Origin of the sequence: Mesorhizobium sp. M2A.F.Ca.ET.043.02.1.1 (genome assembly GCF_003952405.1) — a bacterium.
In the GTDB taxonomy this organism is placed as follows: Bacteria; Pseudomonadota; Alphaproteobacteria; order Rhizobiales; family Rhizobiaceae; genus Mesorhizobium.
The window spans coordinates 239253-257083 of sequence record NZ_CP034445.1 but is presented as its reverse complement, the minus strand read 5'-3'; the positions used below and the strand labels follow the sequence as shown (position 1 = coordinate 257083).

Annotated in this window: 17 protein-coding genes and 1 pseudogene; 12 read left to right on the top strand and 6 right to left on the bottom strand. The window is 62.8% G+C overall.

Translation table 11 applies throughout. The annotated features are described in order from the left end of the window. Window positions 1-16 precede the first annotated feature (16 nt). Window positions 17-1834 (top strand): adenine deaminase, encoded by a 1818-nt coding sequence (gene ade / locus EJ068_RS01255; protein ID WP_127253742.1) that lies wholly within the window; start codon window positions 17-19, stop codon window positions 1832-1834. 6 nt (window positions 1835-1840) lie between these two features. Here the strand turns inward: ade and EJ068_RS01250 are convergent, their stop codons facing one another. Next, window positions 1841-3001, bottom strand: coding sequence for an alpha/beta hydrolase (locus tag EJ068_RS01250; protein WP_129554446.1), 1161 nt, complete (start codon window positions 2999-3001; stop codon window positions 1841-1843). 105 nt (window positions 3002-3106) lie between these two features. Next, window positions 3107-4183 (bottom strand): alpha/beta hydrolase, encoded by a 1077-nt coding sequence (locus tag EJ068_RS01245; RefSeq protein ID WP_127386157.1) that lies wholly within the window; start codon window positions 4181-4183, stop codon window positions 3107-3109. A 232-nt stretch (window positions 4184-4415) separates the two neighbouring features. Here EJ068_RS01245 and ilvA point away from each other — a divergent pair. Together ilvA and EJ068_RS01235 are read left to right on the top strand one after the other, a co-directional pair. Then, window positions 4416-5671: pseudogene (ilvA, locus tag EJ068_RS01240) on the top strand (threonine ammonia-lyase IlvA). Further along, window positions 5668-6228 (top strand): DUF1697 domain-containing protein, encoded by a 561-nt coding sequence (locus EJ068_RS01235; protein WP_126082429.1) that lies wholly within the window; start codon window positions 5668-5670, stop codon window positions 6226-6228. Before ilvA ends, EJ068_RS01235 begins: the two are co-directional and overlap by 4 nt. An 11-nt stretch (window positions 6229-6239) precedes the next feature. On the opposite strand, the gene EJ068_RS01230 is transcribed toward EJ068_RS01235, so the two are convergent. After that, window positions 6240-6527, bottom strand: coding sequence for a DUF2218 domain-containing protein (locus EJ068_RS01230; RefSeq protein ID WP_126082430.1), 288 nt, complete (start codon window positions 6525-6527; stop codon window positions 6240-6242). Between the two features lie 123 nt (window positions 6528-6650). Beyond that, complete coding sequence (gene gloA / locus EJ068_RS01225; protein ID WP_127251577.1) at window positions 6651-7091, bottom strand: lactoylglutathione lyase; 441 nt, start codon at window positions 7089-7091, stop codon at window positions 6651-6653. 262 nt (window positions 7092-7353) lie between these two features. On the opposite strand from gloA, the gene EJ068_RS01220 reads away from it, so the two are divergent. The 4 genes from EJ068_RS01220 (at window position 7354) to EJ068_RS01205 (ending at window position 9839) form a co-directional block, all read left to right on the top strand. After that, on the top strand, window positions 7354-7947 hold the full coding sequence (locus EJ068_RS01220) for a cold-shock protein (RefSeq protein WP_127251591.1): 594 nt from the start codon (window positions 7354-7356) through the stop codon (window positions 7945-7947). 113 nt (window positions 7948-8060) lie between these two features. Further along, window positions 8061-8555 (top strand): DUF192 domain-containing protein, encoded by a 495-nt coding sequence (locus EJ068_RS01215; RefSeq protein ID WP_127251578.1) that lies wholly within the window; start codon window positions 8061-8063, stop codon window positions 8553-8555. A gap of 16 nt (window positions 8556-8571) precedes the next feature. Next, window positions 8572-9339, top strand: coding sequence for an alpha/beta hydrolase (locus tag EJ068_RS01210; protein ID WP_127251579.1), 768 nt, complete (start codon window positions 8572-8574; stop codon window positions 9337-9339). Between the two features lie 23 nt (window positions 9340-9362). Then, window positions 9363-9839 carry a GNAT family N-acetyltransferase gene (locus EJ068_RS01205; protein ID WP_129554445.1) on the top strand — a complete coding sequence of 159 codons (477 nt, stop codon included), beginning with the start codon at window positions 9363-9365 and terminating at the stop codon, window positions 9837-9839. A gap of 20 nt (window positions 9840-9859) precedes the next feature. Here EJ068_RS01205 and EJ068_RS01200 read toward each other — a convergent pair whose 3' ends face one another. Then, window positions 9860-10468, bottom strand: coding sequence for a hypothetical protein (locus EJ068_RS01200; protein WP_128314969.1), 609 nt, complete (start codon window positions 10466-10468; stop codon window positions 9860-9862). Between the two features lie 105 nt (window positions 10469-10573). Between EJ068_RS01200 and cysE the strand changes: the two genes are divergently transcribed. Next, on the top strand, window positions 10574-11422 hold the full coding sequence (gene cysE, locus EJ068_RS01195; protein ID WP_042644430.1) for a serine O-acetyltransferase: 849 nt from the start codon (window positions 10574-10576) through the stop codon (window positions 11420-11422). 147 nt (window positions 11423-11569) lie between these two features. After that, the gene (locus tag EJ068_RS01190; RefSeq protein WP_042644432.1) at window positions 11570-11773 is read left to right on the top strand and encodes a DUF3126 family protein; all 204 of its coding nucleotides are present in this window, start codon (window positions 11570-11572) and stop codon (window positions 11771-11773) included. Window positions 11774-11842: 69 nt separating this feature from the next. Here the strand turns inward: EJ068_RS01190 and EJ068_RS01185 are convergent, their stop codons facing one another. After that, on the bottom strand, window positions 11843-12430 hold the full coding sequence (locus tag EJ068_RS01185; RefSeq protein WP_127251582.1) for a hypothetical protein: 588 nt from the start codon (window positions 12428-12430) through the stop codon (window positions 11843-11845). Between the two features lie 347 nt (window positions 12431-12777). Here EJ068_RS01185 and clpP point away from each other — a divergent pair, with 347 nt between their 5' ends. The 3 genes from clpP to lon all read left to right on the top strand — a co-directional run bounded on the left by clpP (window position 12778) and on the right by lon (window position 17665). After that, on the top strand, window positions 12778-13413 hold the full coding sequence (gene clpP, locus EJ068_RS01180; protein ID WP_126082438.1) for an ATP-dependent Clp endopeptidase proteolytic subunit ClpP: 636 nt from the start codon (window positions 12778-12780) through the stop codon (window positions 13411-13413). Between the two features lie 291 nt (window positions 13414-13704). Next, window positions 13705-14979: an ATP-dependent Clp protease ATP-binding subunit ClpX gene (clpX, locus tag EJ068_RS01175; protein WP_040981372.1), complete on the top strand. Its 1275-nt coding sequence runs from the start codon at window positions 13705-13707 to the stop codon at window positions 14977-14979. 274 nt (window positions 14980-15253) lie between these two features. Next, window positions 15254-17665, top strand: coding sequence for an endopeptidase La (gene lon / locus EJ068_RS01170; RefSeq protein WP_112127684.1), 2412 nt, complete (start codon window positions 15254-15256; stop codon window positions 17663-17665). Window positions 17666-17831 lie beyond the last annotated feature (166 nt).

Here is a 17831-nt window from a genome sequence, read left to right as displayed (position 1 = left end):
GCAGAGGAACTCGCCAATGACGAACGCCAAGCCGACAAGCGCCGTAAAAACCAAGCCGTGGACGGAGGTGGCGACACATCTGGTCGATGTCGCGATGGGCCGAAAGCCCGCGGATCTGGTCATCCGCAACGGGCGCTGGGTGAATGTCCATTCGGGCGAGATCATCCCCGGCACGGACATCGCGATCGCCGCCGGCCGCTTCGCCTATTGTGGGCCGAATGCCAGCCATGCCATCGGGCCGGGGACCAAGGTCGTCGATGCCGGCGGGCGCTATCTGGTGCCCGGCCTTTGCGATGCGCATATGCATGTCGAAAGCGGCATGGTGACGGTGACGGAGTTCTGCCGCGCGGTGATCCCGCATGGCACCACCTCGATGTTCATCGATCCGCACGAGATCGCCAATGTGCTCGGACTACCGGGAGTCAGGCTGATGCATGACGAGGCGGTGGCGATGCCGATCAATGTGCATGTGCAGATGCCGTCCTGCGTGCCGTCGGCGCCGGGACTGGAGCATGCCGGCGCCGAATTGACGGTGGCCGACGTGGCCGAGGCCATGACATGGGACAACATCATCGGGCTTGGCGAGGTGATGAATTTCCCCGGCGTCGCCGCCAACAATCCGGTGATGTCGGGCGAGATTGCCGAGACGGTCAAGGCCGGCAAGACGGTCGGCGGCCATTATGCATCGCCCGATCTCGGCCTGCCGTTCCATGGCTATGTCGCGGGCGGGGCCGAGGACGACCATGAAGGCACGCGCGCCGAGGACGCGATCGCGCGCGTGCGCCAGGGCATGAAGGCGATGCTGCGGCTGGGATCGGCCTGGTACGACGTCGCGGCGCAGATCAAGGCGGTGACCGAAGGCGGCATCGACCCGCGCAACTTCATCCTGTGCACCGATGACAGCCATTCCGGCACGCTCGTGCACGAAGGCCATATGGACCGGGTGGTACGGCATGCCATCCAACAGGGCCTGAAGCCGGTGACGGCGATCCAGATGGCGACGCTCAACACCGCGCAGCATTTCAGGCTGGAGCGCGAGATCGGCTCGATCGCGCCGGGGCGACTGGCCGATCTTCTGATCGTTTCGGACCTTGCCCGGATGACCATCGACGAGGTCTATGGCCGCGGCGTCAGGCTGGCGAAGGCCGGCAAGCTCGAGATCGACATCCCCGCCTATGATTATCCGCAATCGGCGAAGAACACGGTCAAGCTCGGCAAGAAGCTCGCGGCGAAGGATTTCGACATTGCGGCGCCGCAGGGCGCCAACGAGGTGCGGGCGCGGGTCATCGGCGTGATCGAGAACCAGGCGCCGACGCGGGCGCTAGAGGCAGACCTGCCGGTCGAGGACGGGTTGGTCGCCATGGATCGGCGCAACGACATCTGCCAGATCGCCCTGGTCGAGCGCCATCGCGGCACGGGCGGCGTCACCAATGCCTTCGTCTCCGGCTTCGGCTATGTGGAAGACTGCGCGATGGCGTCGAGCGTGGCGCATGACGCGCACCACATCATCGTCGTCGGCACCAACAAGCAAGACATGGCTTTGGCCGTCAACCGGCTGGGCGAGGTGGGGGGAGGCGTGGTGCTCTATTCCAAGGGCAAGGAACTGGCGCTGGTCGAGATGCCGATCGCCGGCCTGATGTCCGACGAACGCGCCGAGATCGTCGCGGCCAAGGCCGAACAACTGACCGAGGCGATGCGGAAGGTCGGCTGCTCGCTCAACAACGCCTATATGCAGCACTCGCTGCTGGCGCTGGTGGTTATCCCGGAGCTCAGGATATCGGATGTCGGTCTTGTCGACGTGACGACCTTCCAGAAGGTCGATCTTTTTATCTAAAGCAGGTCATCCGCCCGTCGCGATGGTCAGCACCTTGAACGGCGTGGTGATGACCACCTCGGCCACCGATCCCACGGCTTTGCCGAGGCCTTGGCCGATATTGTCCAACCCGGCGCCCTGAGGTTCGCCCGCTCGCAGGGCAGCCGGCGTGCGCAGCCGGTCGCCAAGCAATTGCACCAGGATCGGGTTATCGGCGAATTTGGCATGGTTCAAACGGTCGCCGCCTTTGGTGTTGGTCAGATCCGCAACAACCACGCCGTAACTCGCGAGATCGGCCGCATTGCCGTAGTCGCCGACGCGCGGCTTGTCGCCGGAGATGAAGCTCGACAGCTTCAGCGCTCGGTCGTCGCCTGAAAGCAGGATGGCGAAGGGCTTATCGGGCTTGCCGTAGCGGATCATCTGCTTCTTGAAGACGTCGACGTCGATGTCCGGCGACGCCAGAACGACATAGCCGAGCTTGCCGTTCAGATCGCGGTCGCCGGTGATGGCGAGCTGGCGCAGCGCTTCCATCGTCAGCCAGGTGCCCATCGAATGGGCGATGATGTCGATGCTCTTGACGCGTGTTTTGGCGAGCATCCGCAGCGTCGCCTCGAGGTCGTCGCGCGCTGCGGTCGAACTGTCCTTGTCGTAGATGTAGCCGGTGGTCTTGCCGCTCGATGCCCAGGAAAACAGCACTGGCGTCCCTGGGTATTTCGTGTCGTGCGCGATCTGCGTCAGCCGGAACACGCCGTCGTCGAAGCCGTTGTTGAAGCCGTGCACGAAAACCAGAGCGCGGTCGCCGCCTATGGCAATGTTGGAGCCGACCGCCTTGGCGAACTGCGAGGCATCCGCATAGTGGACGACATCGGTGGCGGTAAATTGCTTAGCCGGATTGCTGTCGGCGGGGCCCTTGGCGCGCTCGATCGCGCCGACCTGGTGTATCTTCGGCACGGTGACGTCGACGCGGGCGTAGCCGGTGGTCAGCGAACGGTCGCCGTCGAACACCTGGCGAGGGTCCTTGGTCGCCTGCTGGCGGGTGGTGGCGACGAAGATCTCATGCCTGGCGGCAATGTCGGAGGCTGGCGCGGAGACAGGTTTGCGGTTGAGCAGATCGTGCGTGGGGCCGGCGCAGCCTGCGAGGGCGAGCGCGAAGGCAAGGCCGACAACGATCTTCACATGCACAGTCAACCGGGGTCCCCCCAAGGGCGGCAAACCTCTCCCTTACTCCGATAAAGGCAGGGAGCGGCCGGGTCCAGTTCAAAGTCACGTGATGCGGAAACCACGTGGACAGGGTCACTGCGCAGCCAGCTGGCGGATGCGGTCGGTCACGTCGCGGTCGCTGGCAAAGCCGTCGTCCTCGCGCAGCCGCTGTCCGATCATCTTCACCAGCGCAGGGTTGTCGGCGAATTTCGTATGATTGAAGCTGTCGGCACCCTTCTCATTGGAAAGGTCGACCACCGTGACGCCATAGGAGGCAAGATCGGCGGCGTCACGATAGTCGCCGACGCGCGGCCGCGAGCCGGCGATCAGCCCGGAGAGCCTGAGCGCCCGGTCGTCATCCGACAGAAGCAGGATGAAGGGCTTGTCCGGCTTGCCGTAACGGCGCATCTGGCTCTTGAAGACGTCGACATCGATATCGGGCGATGCGAGCACCACGTCGCCCAGCTTGCCGCTCAGATCGCGATCGCCGGTGATGGCGAGCTGGCGCAGCGTTTCCATCGTCACCCAAGTTCCCATCGAATGGGCGACGATGTCGATGCGCCGGGCACCGGTCTGCGCCAGCATCCTGAGCGTCACTTCCAGCTGGTCGCGCGCGGCGGCGGCACTTTCCTTGTCATAGACATAGTCGGTGGTCTTGGCGCCGGATGCCCAGGAGAACAGCACCGGCGTGCCCGGATAGCCGGAATCATGGACGATCTGGGTGAGCCGGTAGACGGCGTCGTCGAAGCCGGTGTTGTAGCCGTGGACGAAGACCATCACACGTCCGCCGCGGGCGTCGATGTCGGCGTTGAGGGCGCTGGTGAATTTCGGCTGCGTGTCGTAGCCGACGACTTCCGAGGCCATGAAATACTTGGTCGGATCGTCCGACTTGCCGCGCGAGCGGCGCTCGATCTGGCCGACCTGGTGAATCGGCGGAACGGTGACGTTGACGCGGGCATAGTTCAGCGTCGCCGAGCGTTCGCCGTCGAAGACCTTGTTCGGATCGTCGGACCACTTGCGCGTGGTGGCGATGAAGATCGAATGGTTGCCCGCGATCTCGGTCGCCTGGGTCGGCACGACCACGCTGCCCAGGATTTCCTGCGTCTGGGGACCCGCGCAGCCTGCCGTCAGCAGTGCAAGGGCAATGATGAAAATCGTCTTCAACCGCACGTCGACACTTCCGCTGCAATTCCACTTTGGCCGCGATTGGCCGTCCACCTCCGCGGAAATCTCCCGGACAGCCGAAGTGCGGCTAAAGTAAGTCGTGTCTAGTGGAAATTGGCTCAGCGCCGGGCGAGGACCACCGTGGTGTTGCGCGAAAGCCAAAAGGGCGGCAGGAAGGTTGCGGGCACCGGCAGGGGCGCTGGCGCGTGCCGGCGAGATCGAAAATGAGGGACTGGTAGTGAACAGCTTTTCCGCCCGCGTCGCCGTGGCCGCCGAGGCGATCCGCGAAATCTTTCCGGAAACGCCGCTCCAGGAGAACGACTATCTGTCGAAGAAGACCGGCGCCCGCGTGCTGTTGAAGCGCGAGGACCTGACGCCGGTGCGTTCTTACAAGATCAGGGGCGCCTTCAATTTCTTCCGCAAGGCGCTTGCCGCCGGCAACAATGCCGAGCTGTTCGTCTGCGCCTCGGCCGGCAACCATGCGCAGGGCTTTGCCTTCGTCTGCCGCCATTTCGGCAAGAAGGGCGTCGTGTTCATGCCGGTGACGACGCCGCAGCAGAAGATCGACAAGACGCGGCTGTTCGGCGGCGATTTCGTCGAGATCAGGCTGGTCGGCGACTTCTTCGACGATTGCTACCGCGCCGCCTTCGAATTCACCGAAAGCGCCGGCGCGCATATGGTGCCGCCCTTCGACCACAAGGACATCATCGAGGGCAGGCCACCGTGGCCTACGAAATCGCGGCGCAGATGCCGGGCGCGCGCGCGCCCGACATCGTCATGCTGCCGGTGGGCGGCGGCGGCCTTGCCGCCGGCGTGACCCACTATTTCGCCGACCAGCATCGCGACCCGCGTTTCGTGTTCTGCGAACCTGCCGGCGCGCCGAGCCTGCGTGAAAGCCTTGCCAGCGGCAAGCGGGTGAAGCTCGCCAAGGTCGACAATTTCGTCGACGGCGCCGCGGTGGCCGAGATCGGCCGCGAGCCGCTGCGCCACCTCAAGGACTTCGCCGCCGATGCCGTCCGGCTGGTTCCGGAGAACCGGCTCTGCGCCACGATGATCGAGATGCTCAATGTCGAGGGCGTCGTGCTGGAGCCGGCCGGCGCGCTGGCTATCGACGCGCTCAAGGATTTTTCGCGCAAGGAGATCAGGGGCAAGACCATCGTCGCGGTCGTATCCGGCGGCAATTTCGACTTCGAGCGGCTGCCCGACGTGAAGGAGCGGGCGCTGCGCTTCGAGGGGCTGAAGAAGTATTTCATCATCCGCTTCCCGCAGCGGCCGGGCGCGCTGCGCGATTTCCTCGAAATGCTCGGTCCAGACGACGACATCGCCCGCTTCGAATATCTGAAGAAGTCGGCGCGCAATTTCGGCTCGGTGCTGATCGGCATCGAGACCAAGGACCGGCGTAATTTCGATCTGCTGAAGGCCAATTTCGACGCCGAGGGCGTGCAGTATCAGGATATCACCGACAACGAGACCCTGGCGGGCTTCATCATATGAGCGAAAAACAAGGCACGGTCTTCGTCGCGTTGTTTTCCGGCATCAATGTCGGCGGCAACCGCATCGTCAAGATGGCGGAGCTCAAAGCCTTCTTCGAGGGCCTCGGCTTCACCGATGTCGCGACCTATGTGCAGAGCGGCAATGTCGTGTTCCGGGCGAAGAAAGGCGATGCAGCAGCGCTCACCAAGGAGATCGAGGCGGCCTTCGAGAAGAAATGGGGTTTCAATTCGCGCATCATGGTGCGCGATGCCGGCTGGTTCGAGCGGCTGGTGAAGGACAATCCCTATCCCGAGATCTCGGGGGAGCCGACCAAGCTGCATGCCTATGCGCTGGAGCGCGAGCCGACGGCTGAGGAGACGCAGCGGCTCGCGGACAAATGCACCGGCCCCGAGCGCTTCGAGATCAAGGGCGACGTGCTTTACCTTCACGCGCCGGACGGGCTCGGCAAATCGGTGTTCGCCAATCTGATTCCGCGCACCTTGAAGGTGCCTGGCACGGCGCGAAACTGGCGCAGCGTGCTGGCGTTGCTCGATATGGCCGGAAAAGCCGGCGGCTGATCGCCGATTTGTCAGGCGGCCTTTTGCCAGTCGAAGCTCAATTCCTCGCGGAAGGCGAAGCGCTTGATATGGTCGGCGACCACCGTCTCCAACCGGTCCAGTGAAGCTTCATCGTCGGCGGCCAGAGCGATGTGCAGCGCCTGATCGTCGGCGTCCATGACGGTGCGGCCGATCGAGAGCTGGATAGCGCCATGCCGTGGGTCGAACTCAACCGGGAATTTGTGCGACCAGTGCTTGCAGAGCTGCTGCAGGTAGCGGCTGGCATGTTCGGTGGCGACATCGGCGCGGCTGGTCAGCATGAAATTCTCCTGGCGGATGAAGAAACGCCAGCCTGGACGGGGCTGGCGCCAATTTCCGGTAGATAGGCAGCATCTGGGGAAACGCCAGCGGCGGCCGGTAAAATCGGCGCGCTTCGCCGAGTTTTACCAGACGCCCGTGTTCGCCATCGACGCCCAAGGTTCGGCCTTCGCCTTGGCCGGGCCTTTCTGCAGGAGCTCGATCGAGATGCCGTCCGGCGAGCGGATGAAGGCCATGTTGCCGTCGCGCGGCGGACGGTTGATGGTCACGCCATTGTCCATCAGCTTGTGGCAGGTGGCGTAGATGTCGTCGACCTCATAGGCGAGGTGGCCGAAATTGCGGCCGCCCTTGTAGTCCTCCGGGTCCCAATTGTAGGTCAGCTCGACCAGCGGCGCCTTCTCGTTGATGCCGCTCTGCTCGTCTTCGGGCGCGGCGAGGAAGATCAGCGTGTAGCGGCCCTGTTCGTTTTCGTAGCGGCGGACCTCCTTCAGGCCGAGCTTGTTGCAGTAGAAATCGAGCGACTGGTCGATATCGGCGACGCGAACCATTGTGTGCAAATAGCGCATGGCAGCTTTCCTCGGCTTGTTGGGATTGCGAGGCACCATAGGGGCCACCCGGCGAAAGGGCAATCGTCCGACAATAGCGGCGGCGGGATCGACTTTAGGGTCTCGCCAATCGTGTTCGGGAAGCGCCGGCAAACAACATTTCAGTCTTTCCGGTGCTGAACGGTGAAAAAAGGCACGTCAGCCCTTGCACACCCCGGAAGCCGCAGTGTTAATCTCTCGGCCAGAATCAGTTGCAGTTCGATTTGAAAAAGGGGGCATTCTTATGGGGGAAAAAGCCTCTTTCACGAGGCGGGACGGAAGCCTTGACGACGCCTTGAAGCGGGACAATGGCGGCGACTCCGCCGAGCTTGTCGAAATCGCCGGGGCTATCAAATGGTTCGACGTGGCCAAGGGCTACGGCTTCATCCTTCCGGACGACGGCGTCTCGGGTGACATCCTCCTCCATGTGACTTGTCTTCGAAAGGACGGCTTCCAGACGGCGCTCGAGGGCGCGCGGGTCGTCTGCCTGGTGAAACAGGGCGAGCGCGGATTGCAGGCTTTCCGCGTCCTGTCCATGGATGCTTCGACGGCCGTTCATCCGGCAGAGCAGGAGCAGCGCACCCACGTTGCCGTCAGCCCGGAGAGCGGCCTCGAGCGGGCTCTGGTCAAGTGGTTCAACCGCACCAAGGGTTTTGGCTTCCTGACGCGGGGCGAGGGAACCGAAGATATCTTCGTCCACATGGAAACCTTGCGGCGCTACGGCATAACCGAGCTCCGGCCCGGCCAGGTCGTGCTGGTGCGCTTCGGCCGTGGCGACAAAGGCCTTATGGCCGCCGAAATCCACCCCGATATGGGTACCTTGTCGGTCTCGCATTAAGGACTTCTCGACGCCGTCCAAAAGCGCCTTTGCCGCGGACCGACTATCTTGCCCGAAAACCGGTTCCACTTCCGCGGATCATGGTTTAGGACGAGCGTCTGGACGAGGTACCCATGGCTCATCGCAATTGGCTGACTGCGGGCGCGCTCTGCGCCGCGATCGTTTTCGCCGCCTGTTTCATGGCCGCGCAGCCGAGTTCGGCGGATGCGATGCTGCTGCCCATCGACCGGACGCCGCTGGTGGTGGCGACCGGTTCAGGCGAGCGTTCCTTCTCCATCGAGATCGCCGACACTTCCGCGGAGCGGGAGGCTGGCCTGATGTTTCGCCGGACGATGGCCGACGATCACGGCATGTTGTTCGTCTTCGACAGAACCGGTGAGGTGGATTTCTGGATGAAGAACACGCCGATGGCGCTCGATCTCATCTTCGTCGGTGAGGACGGTCGGATCAACGCGATCAAGCGCGGCGAGCCCGAGTCCGAGGCAATCATCTCACCCGGACTGCCGGTGCGCTTCGTGCTTGAGTTGAAGGCAGGCACCGCCGCCAGGGACGGCATCAAGGAAGGCGATTTTTTGCGCCATCCGGCCATCGGCGCCGGATCCAACTGAAAAGCAGTTTCTGCCGATGCAATTCCTTTCGCATGACGGTTTTGAACTCGCCTATCTCGATCGCCAGCCGGCGTCGGGGCAGGGCGACCCCGTGCTGATGATCCATGGCTTTGCCTCCAGCCACTATGTCAATTGGGTCTCGCCGGGCTGGTTCAAGACGCTGAACGACGCCGGCTACCGGGCGATTGCCTTCGACAATCGCGGCCATGGCTCGTCGTCGAAGAGTTACGACGAGGCCGATTACACGCCGGCCAAGATGGCTTCCGATGCGGCCGCGCTGCTCGATCACCTCGGCATCGAACGCGCCCATGTCATGGGTTATTCGATGGGCGCGCGGGTTTCGGCCTTCCTGGCGCTTTCCGACCCGCAGAAGGTCGCGACGCTGGTGTTCGGTGGCCTCGGCATCGGCATGGTCGACGGCGTCGGCGACTGGGACCCGATCGCGGCGGCGCTGTTGGCGGAAGACCCGTCGCAAAACACGCATCCGCGCGGCCGCTCTTTCCGCGCCTTCGCAGACCAGACGCGCAGCGACAGGCGCGCGCTCGCGGCGTGCATCGCAACTTCGCGCGAGCTGCTCAGCGAGGACGACATGGCGCGCATCGCCCAGCCGACGCTGATCGCGGTCGGCACCAAGGACGATATCGGCGGCTCGCCGGACGAACTCGCCGCCCTGATGCCCAATGCCAGGGCGTTCCACATCGAGGGACGCGACCATATGCTCGCCGTCGGCGACAAGAGCTTCAAGCAGCGCGTGCTCGAATTCTACGCCGAATACCCGCTCTGAGCGCGCTCGCTCCCCGCCTGACAATGGTCGATCTTCTCGTCACCTACATGGAGATGTCCGCGCCGCCCCAGGGCGCGCCGCGTACGTCACCTTTGCCCGGCGCCATCGTGGCGCGCGAAAGGCTAGCTCCTTCCAGCTATCTCGATCTCTGCCGCGCGGTTGGCGGACCGGTGCAATGGGACCAGCGGCTGCGGATGCCCGGGGCGGAACTCGAAACGCTGCTCGCCGACGATGCCACACATATCCACGTGCTGCGCTTCGATGGCGAAGCCGGTGGATTCTGCGAGTTCAACAATGTCGGCGAAGCGGCAATCGAGCTCGTCCACTTCGGGTTGGTTCCAGCTTTTCAAAGCAAGTGGCTTGGGCCGTTCCTGCTCGACCGGGCGTTGCGCGCGGCGTGGTCGCATCGGCCGAAACGGCTTTGGCTCGACACCGATACTTATGATCATCCAGCCGCGCAATCGGTCTATGGACGCGCCGGATTCAGCGCCTATGCGTGACGGATGGAAACCTTTCCGGATTAGGCAGTCCCGCTTTCCAGCGCCGCGAGTGATCGCTCGATGTTCTGTCTCGCCTTGGGTTCGAACCGATTCTGGAATTCTGCCGTATAGAAGATGTGCGGGCGGGCGAGGAAGCTCTTCAGGACAGCCGAGCGGCCGGCGCGCCACATCGGCTCTTCCACCCAGCCATATTCCAGCCGGACCGCCTGCTCATAGGCGTCGAAGACAGCAGGGTCGGCGCCGAGGATCGCCAGATCCATGTCGAGCAGAAGAGCGGCATCGCTGAGTGCGTCCTCATCGCGCAAAGGCGGCAACTGGTGGTTGGCGGTGGCGTTGATCATTGCCGCTATGCGGACGATGCGACCAGGATCGACTCGTCCGGCGAGCCTTTTCTCGGCCAGTTGGGCGCTTTTTGCCTCATTGTCCTTGGCGCGGCTGTCATAGATGGCGTCGTGAAACCAGATCGCGGCCTCGACGGCCTGCGGATCATCGAGCAGGCCTCGGTATTCGTCAGCCAGCGCCAGCATCGCCTCGATGTGGGACAGGCCGTGATAGTGGCGATCTTCGGCGCTATAGAGCGCCGCAAGCTCGCTTTTCAGCGCCTCGTCGATCAAGGGTTCGTTTTCCATCGTCGCTTGAATCTGCGTGAACCAGGTCCATTTGACAAAGCACTAAGGAAAATTGAGTTCAACCGTGCATGACATTGCCGGAATGAGCAAGGCCGGAGACCGTCGATGAACAGCATTACGATTGCCCGCCCCAGCATGGTGCAGCCGGTCGATCCGATCTGGCGGTCGATCCGCGACGAGGCGATGGAGGCGGTGAACCGCGATCCCTTGCTTGCGGCCTTCCTCTATTCGACCATCCTCAACCAGGAGAGCCTGGAAGAAGCGGTGATCCACCGGCTTGCCGAGCGCCTGGCGCATCAGGACATCGGCTCCGATCTCATCCGCCAGACCTTCAAGGCGATGCTGGACGACGATCCGGAGTGGAGCACGACGGTTCGCGTCGACATCCAGGCCTATTACGACCGCGACCCGGCCTGCGACCGCTTCATCATGCCGGTCCTCTATTTCAAGGGTTTTCACGCCATCCAGACGCACCGGCTGGCGCATTGGCTTTGGAACCATGGCCGCAGGGATTTCGCGCTCTATCTGCAGAGCCGCTCGTCCTCGGTGTTCCAGACCGACATCAATCCAGCCGCCCGCATCGGCAAGGGCATCTTCCTCGACCATGCCACGGGCCTTGTCGTCGGCCAGACGGCCGTCATCGAGGATGACGTGTCGATCCTGCATGGGGTGACGCTGGGCGGCACCGGCAAGGCCAATGGCGACCGCCATCCGAAGATCCGCCGCGGCGTGCTGATCGGCGCCGGCGCCAAGATCCTCGGCAATATCGAGATCGGCCATTGCTCCAAGATCGCGGCGGGCTCGGTCGTGCTGTCGCCCGTGCCGCACAACAAGACGGTCGCCGGCGTGCCCGCGCGCGTCGTCGGAGAGACCGGCTGCGACCAGCCCTCGCGGCAGATGGACCAGCTCCTGCCGTCGCAGAGCATGGACCACGTGGTCAGCTTCGACATCTGACCGAGGCTTACCGGCGGCGCCCGAATTGGCCGCCGGTTCCGCTTGACTGTTCTCCCATGTTATCCTGCCGGCTTGCCTTTACATGGCCATCGTTGGCGTGTCAGAAGCGCGTTCCCACGAACAAGGCCGACATTTCGGAGAAGACTTTTGAAGCCTGACGAAATCAGAAAGCTGGACGCCTATTTCAAGCGCGTCTTCCAGAACCCCAAGTTGCAGGTCAAGGCGCGCCCGCGCAAGGAAGACTCGGCCGAGGTCTATGTCGGCGACGAATTCCTCGGCATCGTCTTCAAGGATGAGGACGACGGCGACTATAATTTCTCGATGGCCATTCTCGACATCGACCTGGGCTGAGCCAGCAACAGGCGCGGCCGGCACGCGGCAACGCGGCCCGGCCGACTGCAACCCGCAGGCGAATATCCGCTAATCCTGGCAATGCCGGGGAATGTGCACCCGACGCCAGCTGGTGGAACCTTCCCGCACCACCACCCGGCGCGCCACCGTCCCGTATGAAGGCGGGATTTCCCGGATGCGGACTTGCTGCGGCCGCACCAGCACTTCGTGGGCAACCGCTTCATACTCCGCCGGCTGCACGACGCGCCGGACGCGCTCCGGCTGGACCACGACCGTTTCGGCGACGCGGGCATAGCGGGCCTTGCGCCATACCTTGCACAGCACCTTGCGGCCATGGATGACGCGCGACTCCCAGGCATAGCCGCCATTATCGACCTTGACCGTGTGATGGACCGTGCGCGTGACCGCCGGGACGGTCTCATAGGTGACGCGCGGCGGCGCGATCTGGTCCACGCTTTGATAGGCGCCGAAGATCGGCGCCTCGTAATCGACCACATGTCCGCCGGGGCTCAGCATCACATCTTCGTAGACGGTGTCGTAGAGCGCCGGCCTGTGGATCGGCTCGTAGCATTCGAGCGCGCGGCTGCCGGCGGCGGTTCCTGAGACGCTGGCAAGCATTGCGACCGCCGCCAGCGATACGGAGTGTTTGCGGATCATGACATTCCCCCGTTGAAAAAAGGGCACCTTCACAACGCAGGACTGTAGCCGAAGGTCCGGGGTCGGACAGTGATTTCAAGGCTTTTCGTTAAGCGGCGCGGTTAAGGAATTGCTACCTTGCGGATGGCTTCGTGCGGCCAACCAGGACCGAAGCCGTCGCGCGCGATCAAATCGGCGGTATTTCCCGGGCCGGTCGCGCTTTACTCGACTTAACCAGATGGTTAGGAGAGGCGGCCTTGCGCTAGGGTGAGCCGGCATCCTATTTAGGTCGTAACCGATCCAGAACGATTCCGCGCCATTGCTCGTATAACAAGGTGCCGGAAATCCATCTCCAACAAGGGTAGTCCATGAAGAACCCCGTTGAAACCTACATGAACCTCGTTCCGATGGTGGTCGAGCAGACCAATCGCGGCGAGCGCGCCTATGACATTTTCTCGCGCCTCTTGAAGGAACGCATCATCTTCATCACCGGTCCGGTCGAGGACGGGATGGCGACGCTGGTTTGTGCACAGCTTTTGTTCCTCGAGGCGGAGAACCCCAAGAAGGAAATCAACCTCTACATCAATTCGCCGGGCGGCGTCGTCACCTCGGGCATGGCGATCTACGACACCATGCAGTTCATCAAACCGGCCGTGTCGACGCTCTGCATCGGTCAGGCCGCCTCGATGGGGTCGCTGCTTCTGACCGCCGGCCACAAGGACATGCGTTTCGCCACGCCGAACGCCCGGATCATGGTCCACCAGCCGTCCGGTGGCTTCCAGGGTCAGGCGTCGGACATCGAACGTCATGCGCAGGACATCATCAAGCTGAAGCGCCGCTTGAACGAGGTCTATGTCAAGCATACCGGCAAGAGCTATGAGGAGATCGAGCGGACGCTCGACCGCGACCACTTCATGACCGCGGACGAGGCCCGGGATTTCGGTCTGATCGACAAGGTCATCTCGAGCCGCGAGGCCGCCGAGACAGCCACGGCTTCAGCCTGATTTCGGCAACAAACGACAGCATAACTCGGTTTTGGCGCGGCTTGCGGCATTTCGGCCACATTTGGCTGTTCCCTCAGGCGTTGGGATTGCCTACGTTAAGGCTATGTTGATTTTCGACGGCTTAGCTTTGAATGGGGTTGCAGCGAATCATTGCCGCGTTTTCTGATTTCGTGTTTCGTACAGAATGCGCTGTGTGAGCCGGGACACTGGCGGGGGCGGATTCCCGCGATAGATTGGTGAGACGTCACTGAAAGCCAGACCATCGGCGGGCGTTGGTGAAAGGACAGAAAAATGAGCAAGGTCAGCAACGGCGGCGGTGATTCAAAGAACACGCTTTACTGCTCGTTTTGCGGCAAGAGCCAGCACGAAGTCCGCAAGCTGATCGCCGGACCGACCGTCTTCATCTGCGACGAGTGCGTCGAGCTCTGCATGGACATCATCCGCGAGGAGAACAAGACCTCGATGGTGAAGTCGCGCGAGGGCGTGCCGACCCCGCAGGAGATCCTCAAGGTCCTCGACGACTATGTCATCGGCCAGCCCTACGCCAAGCGCGTGCTGTCGGTGGCGGTGCACAACCACTACAAGCGCCTCGCGCATGCCGGCAAGAACAACGACGTCGAGCTGGCAAAGTCGAACATCCTGCTGATCGGCCCGACCGGCTGCGGCAAGACGCTGCTGGCGCAGACGCTCGCCCGCATCATCGACGTGCCCTTCACCATGGCCGACGCCACGACGCTGACCGAGGCAGGCTATGTCGGCGAGGACGTCGAGAACATCATCCTGAAGCTGTTGCAGTCGGCCGACTACAATGTCGAGCGCGCCCAGCGCGGCATCGTCTATATCGATGAAATCGACAAGATCTCGCGCAAGTCGGACAATCCCTCGATCACCCGCGACGTGTCGGGCGAGGGCGTTCAGCAGGCGCTTCTGAAGATCATGGAAGGCACGGTCGCCTCGGTGCCGCCGCAGGGTGGCCGCAAGCATCCGCAGCAGGAGTTCCTGCAGGTCGACACCGCCAACATCCTGTTCATCTGCGGCGGCGCCTTCGCGGGCCTCGACAAGATCATCTCGGATCGCGGCCGCAAGACCTCGATCGGCTTCGGCGCGACCGTGGCCTCGCCGGAGGATCGCCGCACCGGCGACCTGTTCCGCCAGGTCGAGCCCGAGGATCTGCTGAAATTCGGCCTGATCCCGGAATTCGTCGGCCGTCTGCCGGTCCTGGCGACGCTGGAAGACCTCGACGAGCCGGCGCTGATCCAGATCCTGACCGAGCCGAAGAACGCGCTGGTCAAGCAGTATCAGCGGCTGTTCGAGATGGAGAATGTCGATCTGACCTTCCACGAGAACGCGCTGTCGGCGATCGCCAAGCGCGCGATTGAGCGCAAGACCGGCGCGCGCGGCCTGCGCTCCATCATGGAAGCGATCCTGCTCGATACGATGTTCGAGCTTCCGGCGCTGGAAGGCGTGCGCGAAGTGGTGATTTCGGAAGAGGTGGTGTCCGGCAACGCAAGGCCGCTCTACATATATTCCGAGCAGAAGGAAAAGAAGGGCAATGTCAGCGCCTGAAATGGCACTGGACCCGTCATTTTCATGGAACGGCGCCCGCGTGGCGCCGTTTTGCTGTCAACGGGGCGCGGATATGCGATGGAACGGGTCGAGCGACCGTGTTAACCCTTGATCTTTGCCCCGGCTGCATCCACCTAACAGCAGAAGGCCGAGGCGCCGAATTCTGTGCTGTAAAACTCCCGTCACAAACGGTGGTAGGCGGAACGACACTCGGTCGTTAATATGAGATTCGCGGTTGGCTAAAATAAGCGGCCGCGACATGAAAGGTTGGACAATGGCCAAGATATCCAAGGCTTCCGGCGACGGCGTTTTCGCAGTCCTCCCACTGCGCGATATCGTCGTGTTCCCGCATATGATCGTTCCGCTCTTCGTGGGCCGTGAAAAGTCGATCAAGGCGCTGGAAGAGGTGATGGGTCAGGAGAAGCAGATCCTGCTCGCCACCCAGATGAATGCAGCCGACGACGATCCTGAGCCCGATGCGATTTTCGACATCGGCACGCTCGCCAATGTGCTGCAGCTCTTGAAGCTGCCCGACGGCACCGTGAAGGTTCTGGTCGAGGGCGCCTCGCGCGCCAAGATCGTCTCGTTCACCGACCGCGCCGATTTCCATGAGGCCCGCGCCACGGCGCTTGCCGAACCGGAAGAGGAAGAGGTCGAGATCGAGGCGCTTGCCCGCTCGGTCGTCACCGACTTCGAGAATTACGTCAAGCTGAACAAGAAGATCTCGCCCGAAGTGGTGGGTGCCGCCAGCCAGATCGACGACTATTCCAAGCTCGCCGACACGGTTGCCTCGCATCTCGCCATCAAGATCCCCGAGAAGCAGGAGATGCTCGCCACGCTTTCCGTGAAGGAGCGTCTGGAGAAGGCGATGGGCTTCATGGAAGCCGAGATCTCCGTGCTCCAGGTGGAGAAGCGCATCCGCTCGCGCGTCAAGCGCCAGATGGAGAAGACGCAGCGCGAGTACTACCTCAACGAGCAGATGAAGGCGATCCAGAAGGAGCTCGGCGAGGGCGAGGACGGCCGCGACGAGGCCGCCGAGATCGAGGCGCGCATCAAGAAGACCAAGCTCTCCAAGGAGGCCCGCGAGAAGGCGGAAGCTGAATTGAAGAAGCTGCGGTCGATGTCGCCGATGTCGGCTGAATCGACGGTGGTGCGCAATTATCTCGACTGGCTGCTGTCAATCCCGTGGGGCAAGAACTCCAAGGTCAAGCAGGACCTCAACTATGCGCAGGACGTGCTCGACGCCGATCATTTCGGCCTCGACAAGGTCAAGGAGCGCATCGTCGAGTATCTTGCCGTGCAGAGCCGGCAGAAGAAGCTGAAGGGGCCGATCCTGTGCCTCGTCGGACCGCCCGGCGTCGGCAAGACCTCGCTCGGCAAGTCGATCGCCAAGGCGACCGGCCGCGAGTTCATCCGGATGGCGCTCGGCGGCGTGCGTGACGAGGCCGAGATCCGCGGTCACCGGCGGACCTATATCGGCTCGATGCCCGGCAAGGTCATCCAGTCGATGAAGAAGGCCAAGAAGTCCAACCCGCTCTTCCTGCTCGACGAGATCGACAAGATGGGCCAGGACTTCCGCGGCGATCCGTCATCGGCCCTGCTCGAGGTGCTCGATCCGGAGCAGAACTCGACGTTCATGGACCATTACCTCGAGGTCGAATACGACCTGTCGAGCGTGATGTTCGTGACGACGGCGAACACGCTGAACATCCCTGCGCCCCTGATGGACCGCATGGAGATCATCCGCATCGCCGGTTACACCGAGGACGAGAAGATCGAGATCGCCAAGCGTCACCTGATGCCAAAGGTGATCCGTGATCATGCCCTGCAGCCGAACGAATTCTCGGTCGGCGAGGATGCGATCCGCGGCATCATCCAGACCTACACGCGGGAAGCCGGCGTGCGCAGCCTGGAGCGCGAGCTGATGAAGCTCGGGCGCAAGGCGGTGACCGAGATCCTGCGGACGAAGAAGAAGACGGTGAAGATCACGGCGGAAAACCTCGCCGATTATCTTGGCGTGCCGCGCTTCCGCTTCGGTCAGGTCGAGGCCGACGATCAGGTCGGCGTGGTCACGGGTCTTGCCTGGACGGAAGTCGGCGGCGAGCTGCTGACGATCGAAGGCGTCATGATGCCCGGCAAGGGCCGCATGACGGTGACGGGCAATCTGCGCGACGTGATGAAGGAATCGATCTCGGCGGCGGCTTCCTATGTCCGCTCCAGGGCGCTCGATTTCGGCATCGAGCCACCGCTGTTCGACAAGCGCGACATCCATGTCCACTTGCCGGAAGGCGCTACCCCGAAGGACGGCCCGTCCGCCGGTGCCGCGATGGCCACGGCCATCGTGTCAGTGCTGACGGGTATCCCGGTCCGGGCCGATGTGGCGATGACCGGCGAGATCACGCTGCGTGGCCGCATCCTGCCGATCGGAGGCCTCAAGGAGAAGCTGCTCGCGGCATTGCGCGGCGGCATCAAGAAGGTGCTGATCCCGGAAGAGAACGTCAAGGATCTGGCGGACATTCCGGACAATGTGAAGAACGGCATGGAGATCGTTCCGGTCTCGCGGGTCGGCGAGGTGCTCGCGCACGCGCTCACCCGGATGCCGGAGCCGATCGAGTGGGTGGAGCCGGTTAATGCGCCGGCTCCGGTCGACAGCGGCGACGATGCCGGAAAGTCGCTCGCGCACTAACAAAAGTTAAAGTTGCAGTGCACAAAGAGAAAGCCGGGCCTTGGGCCCGGCTTTTTCATGTGAAAAAGCCACGAAAAAATGCAAAAAAGCCCGGAATTCCGCGGTTTTTGGGCTTGGGTTCCGGATCGCTTCTTTCTAAAGTCCGTTTCCTGCCGGATGAGTCGTA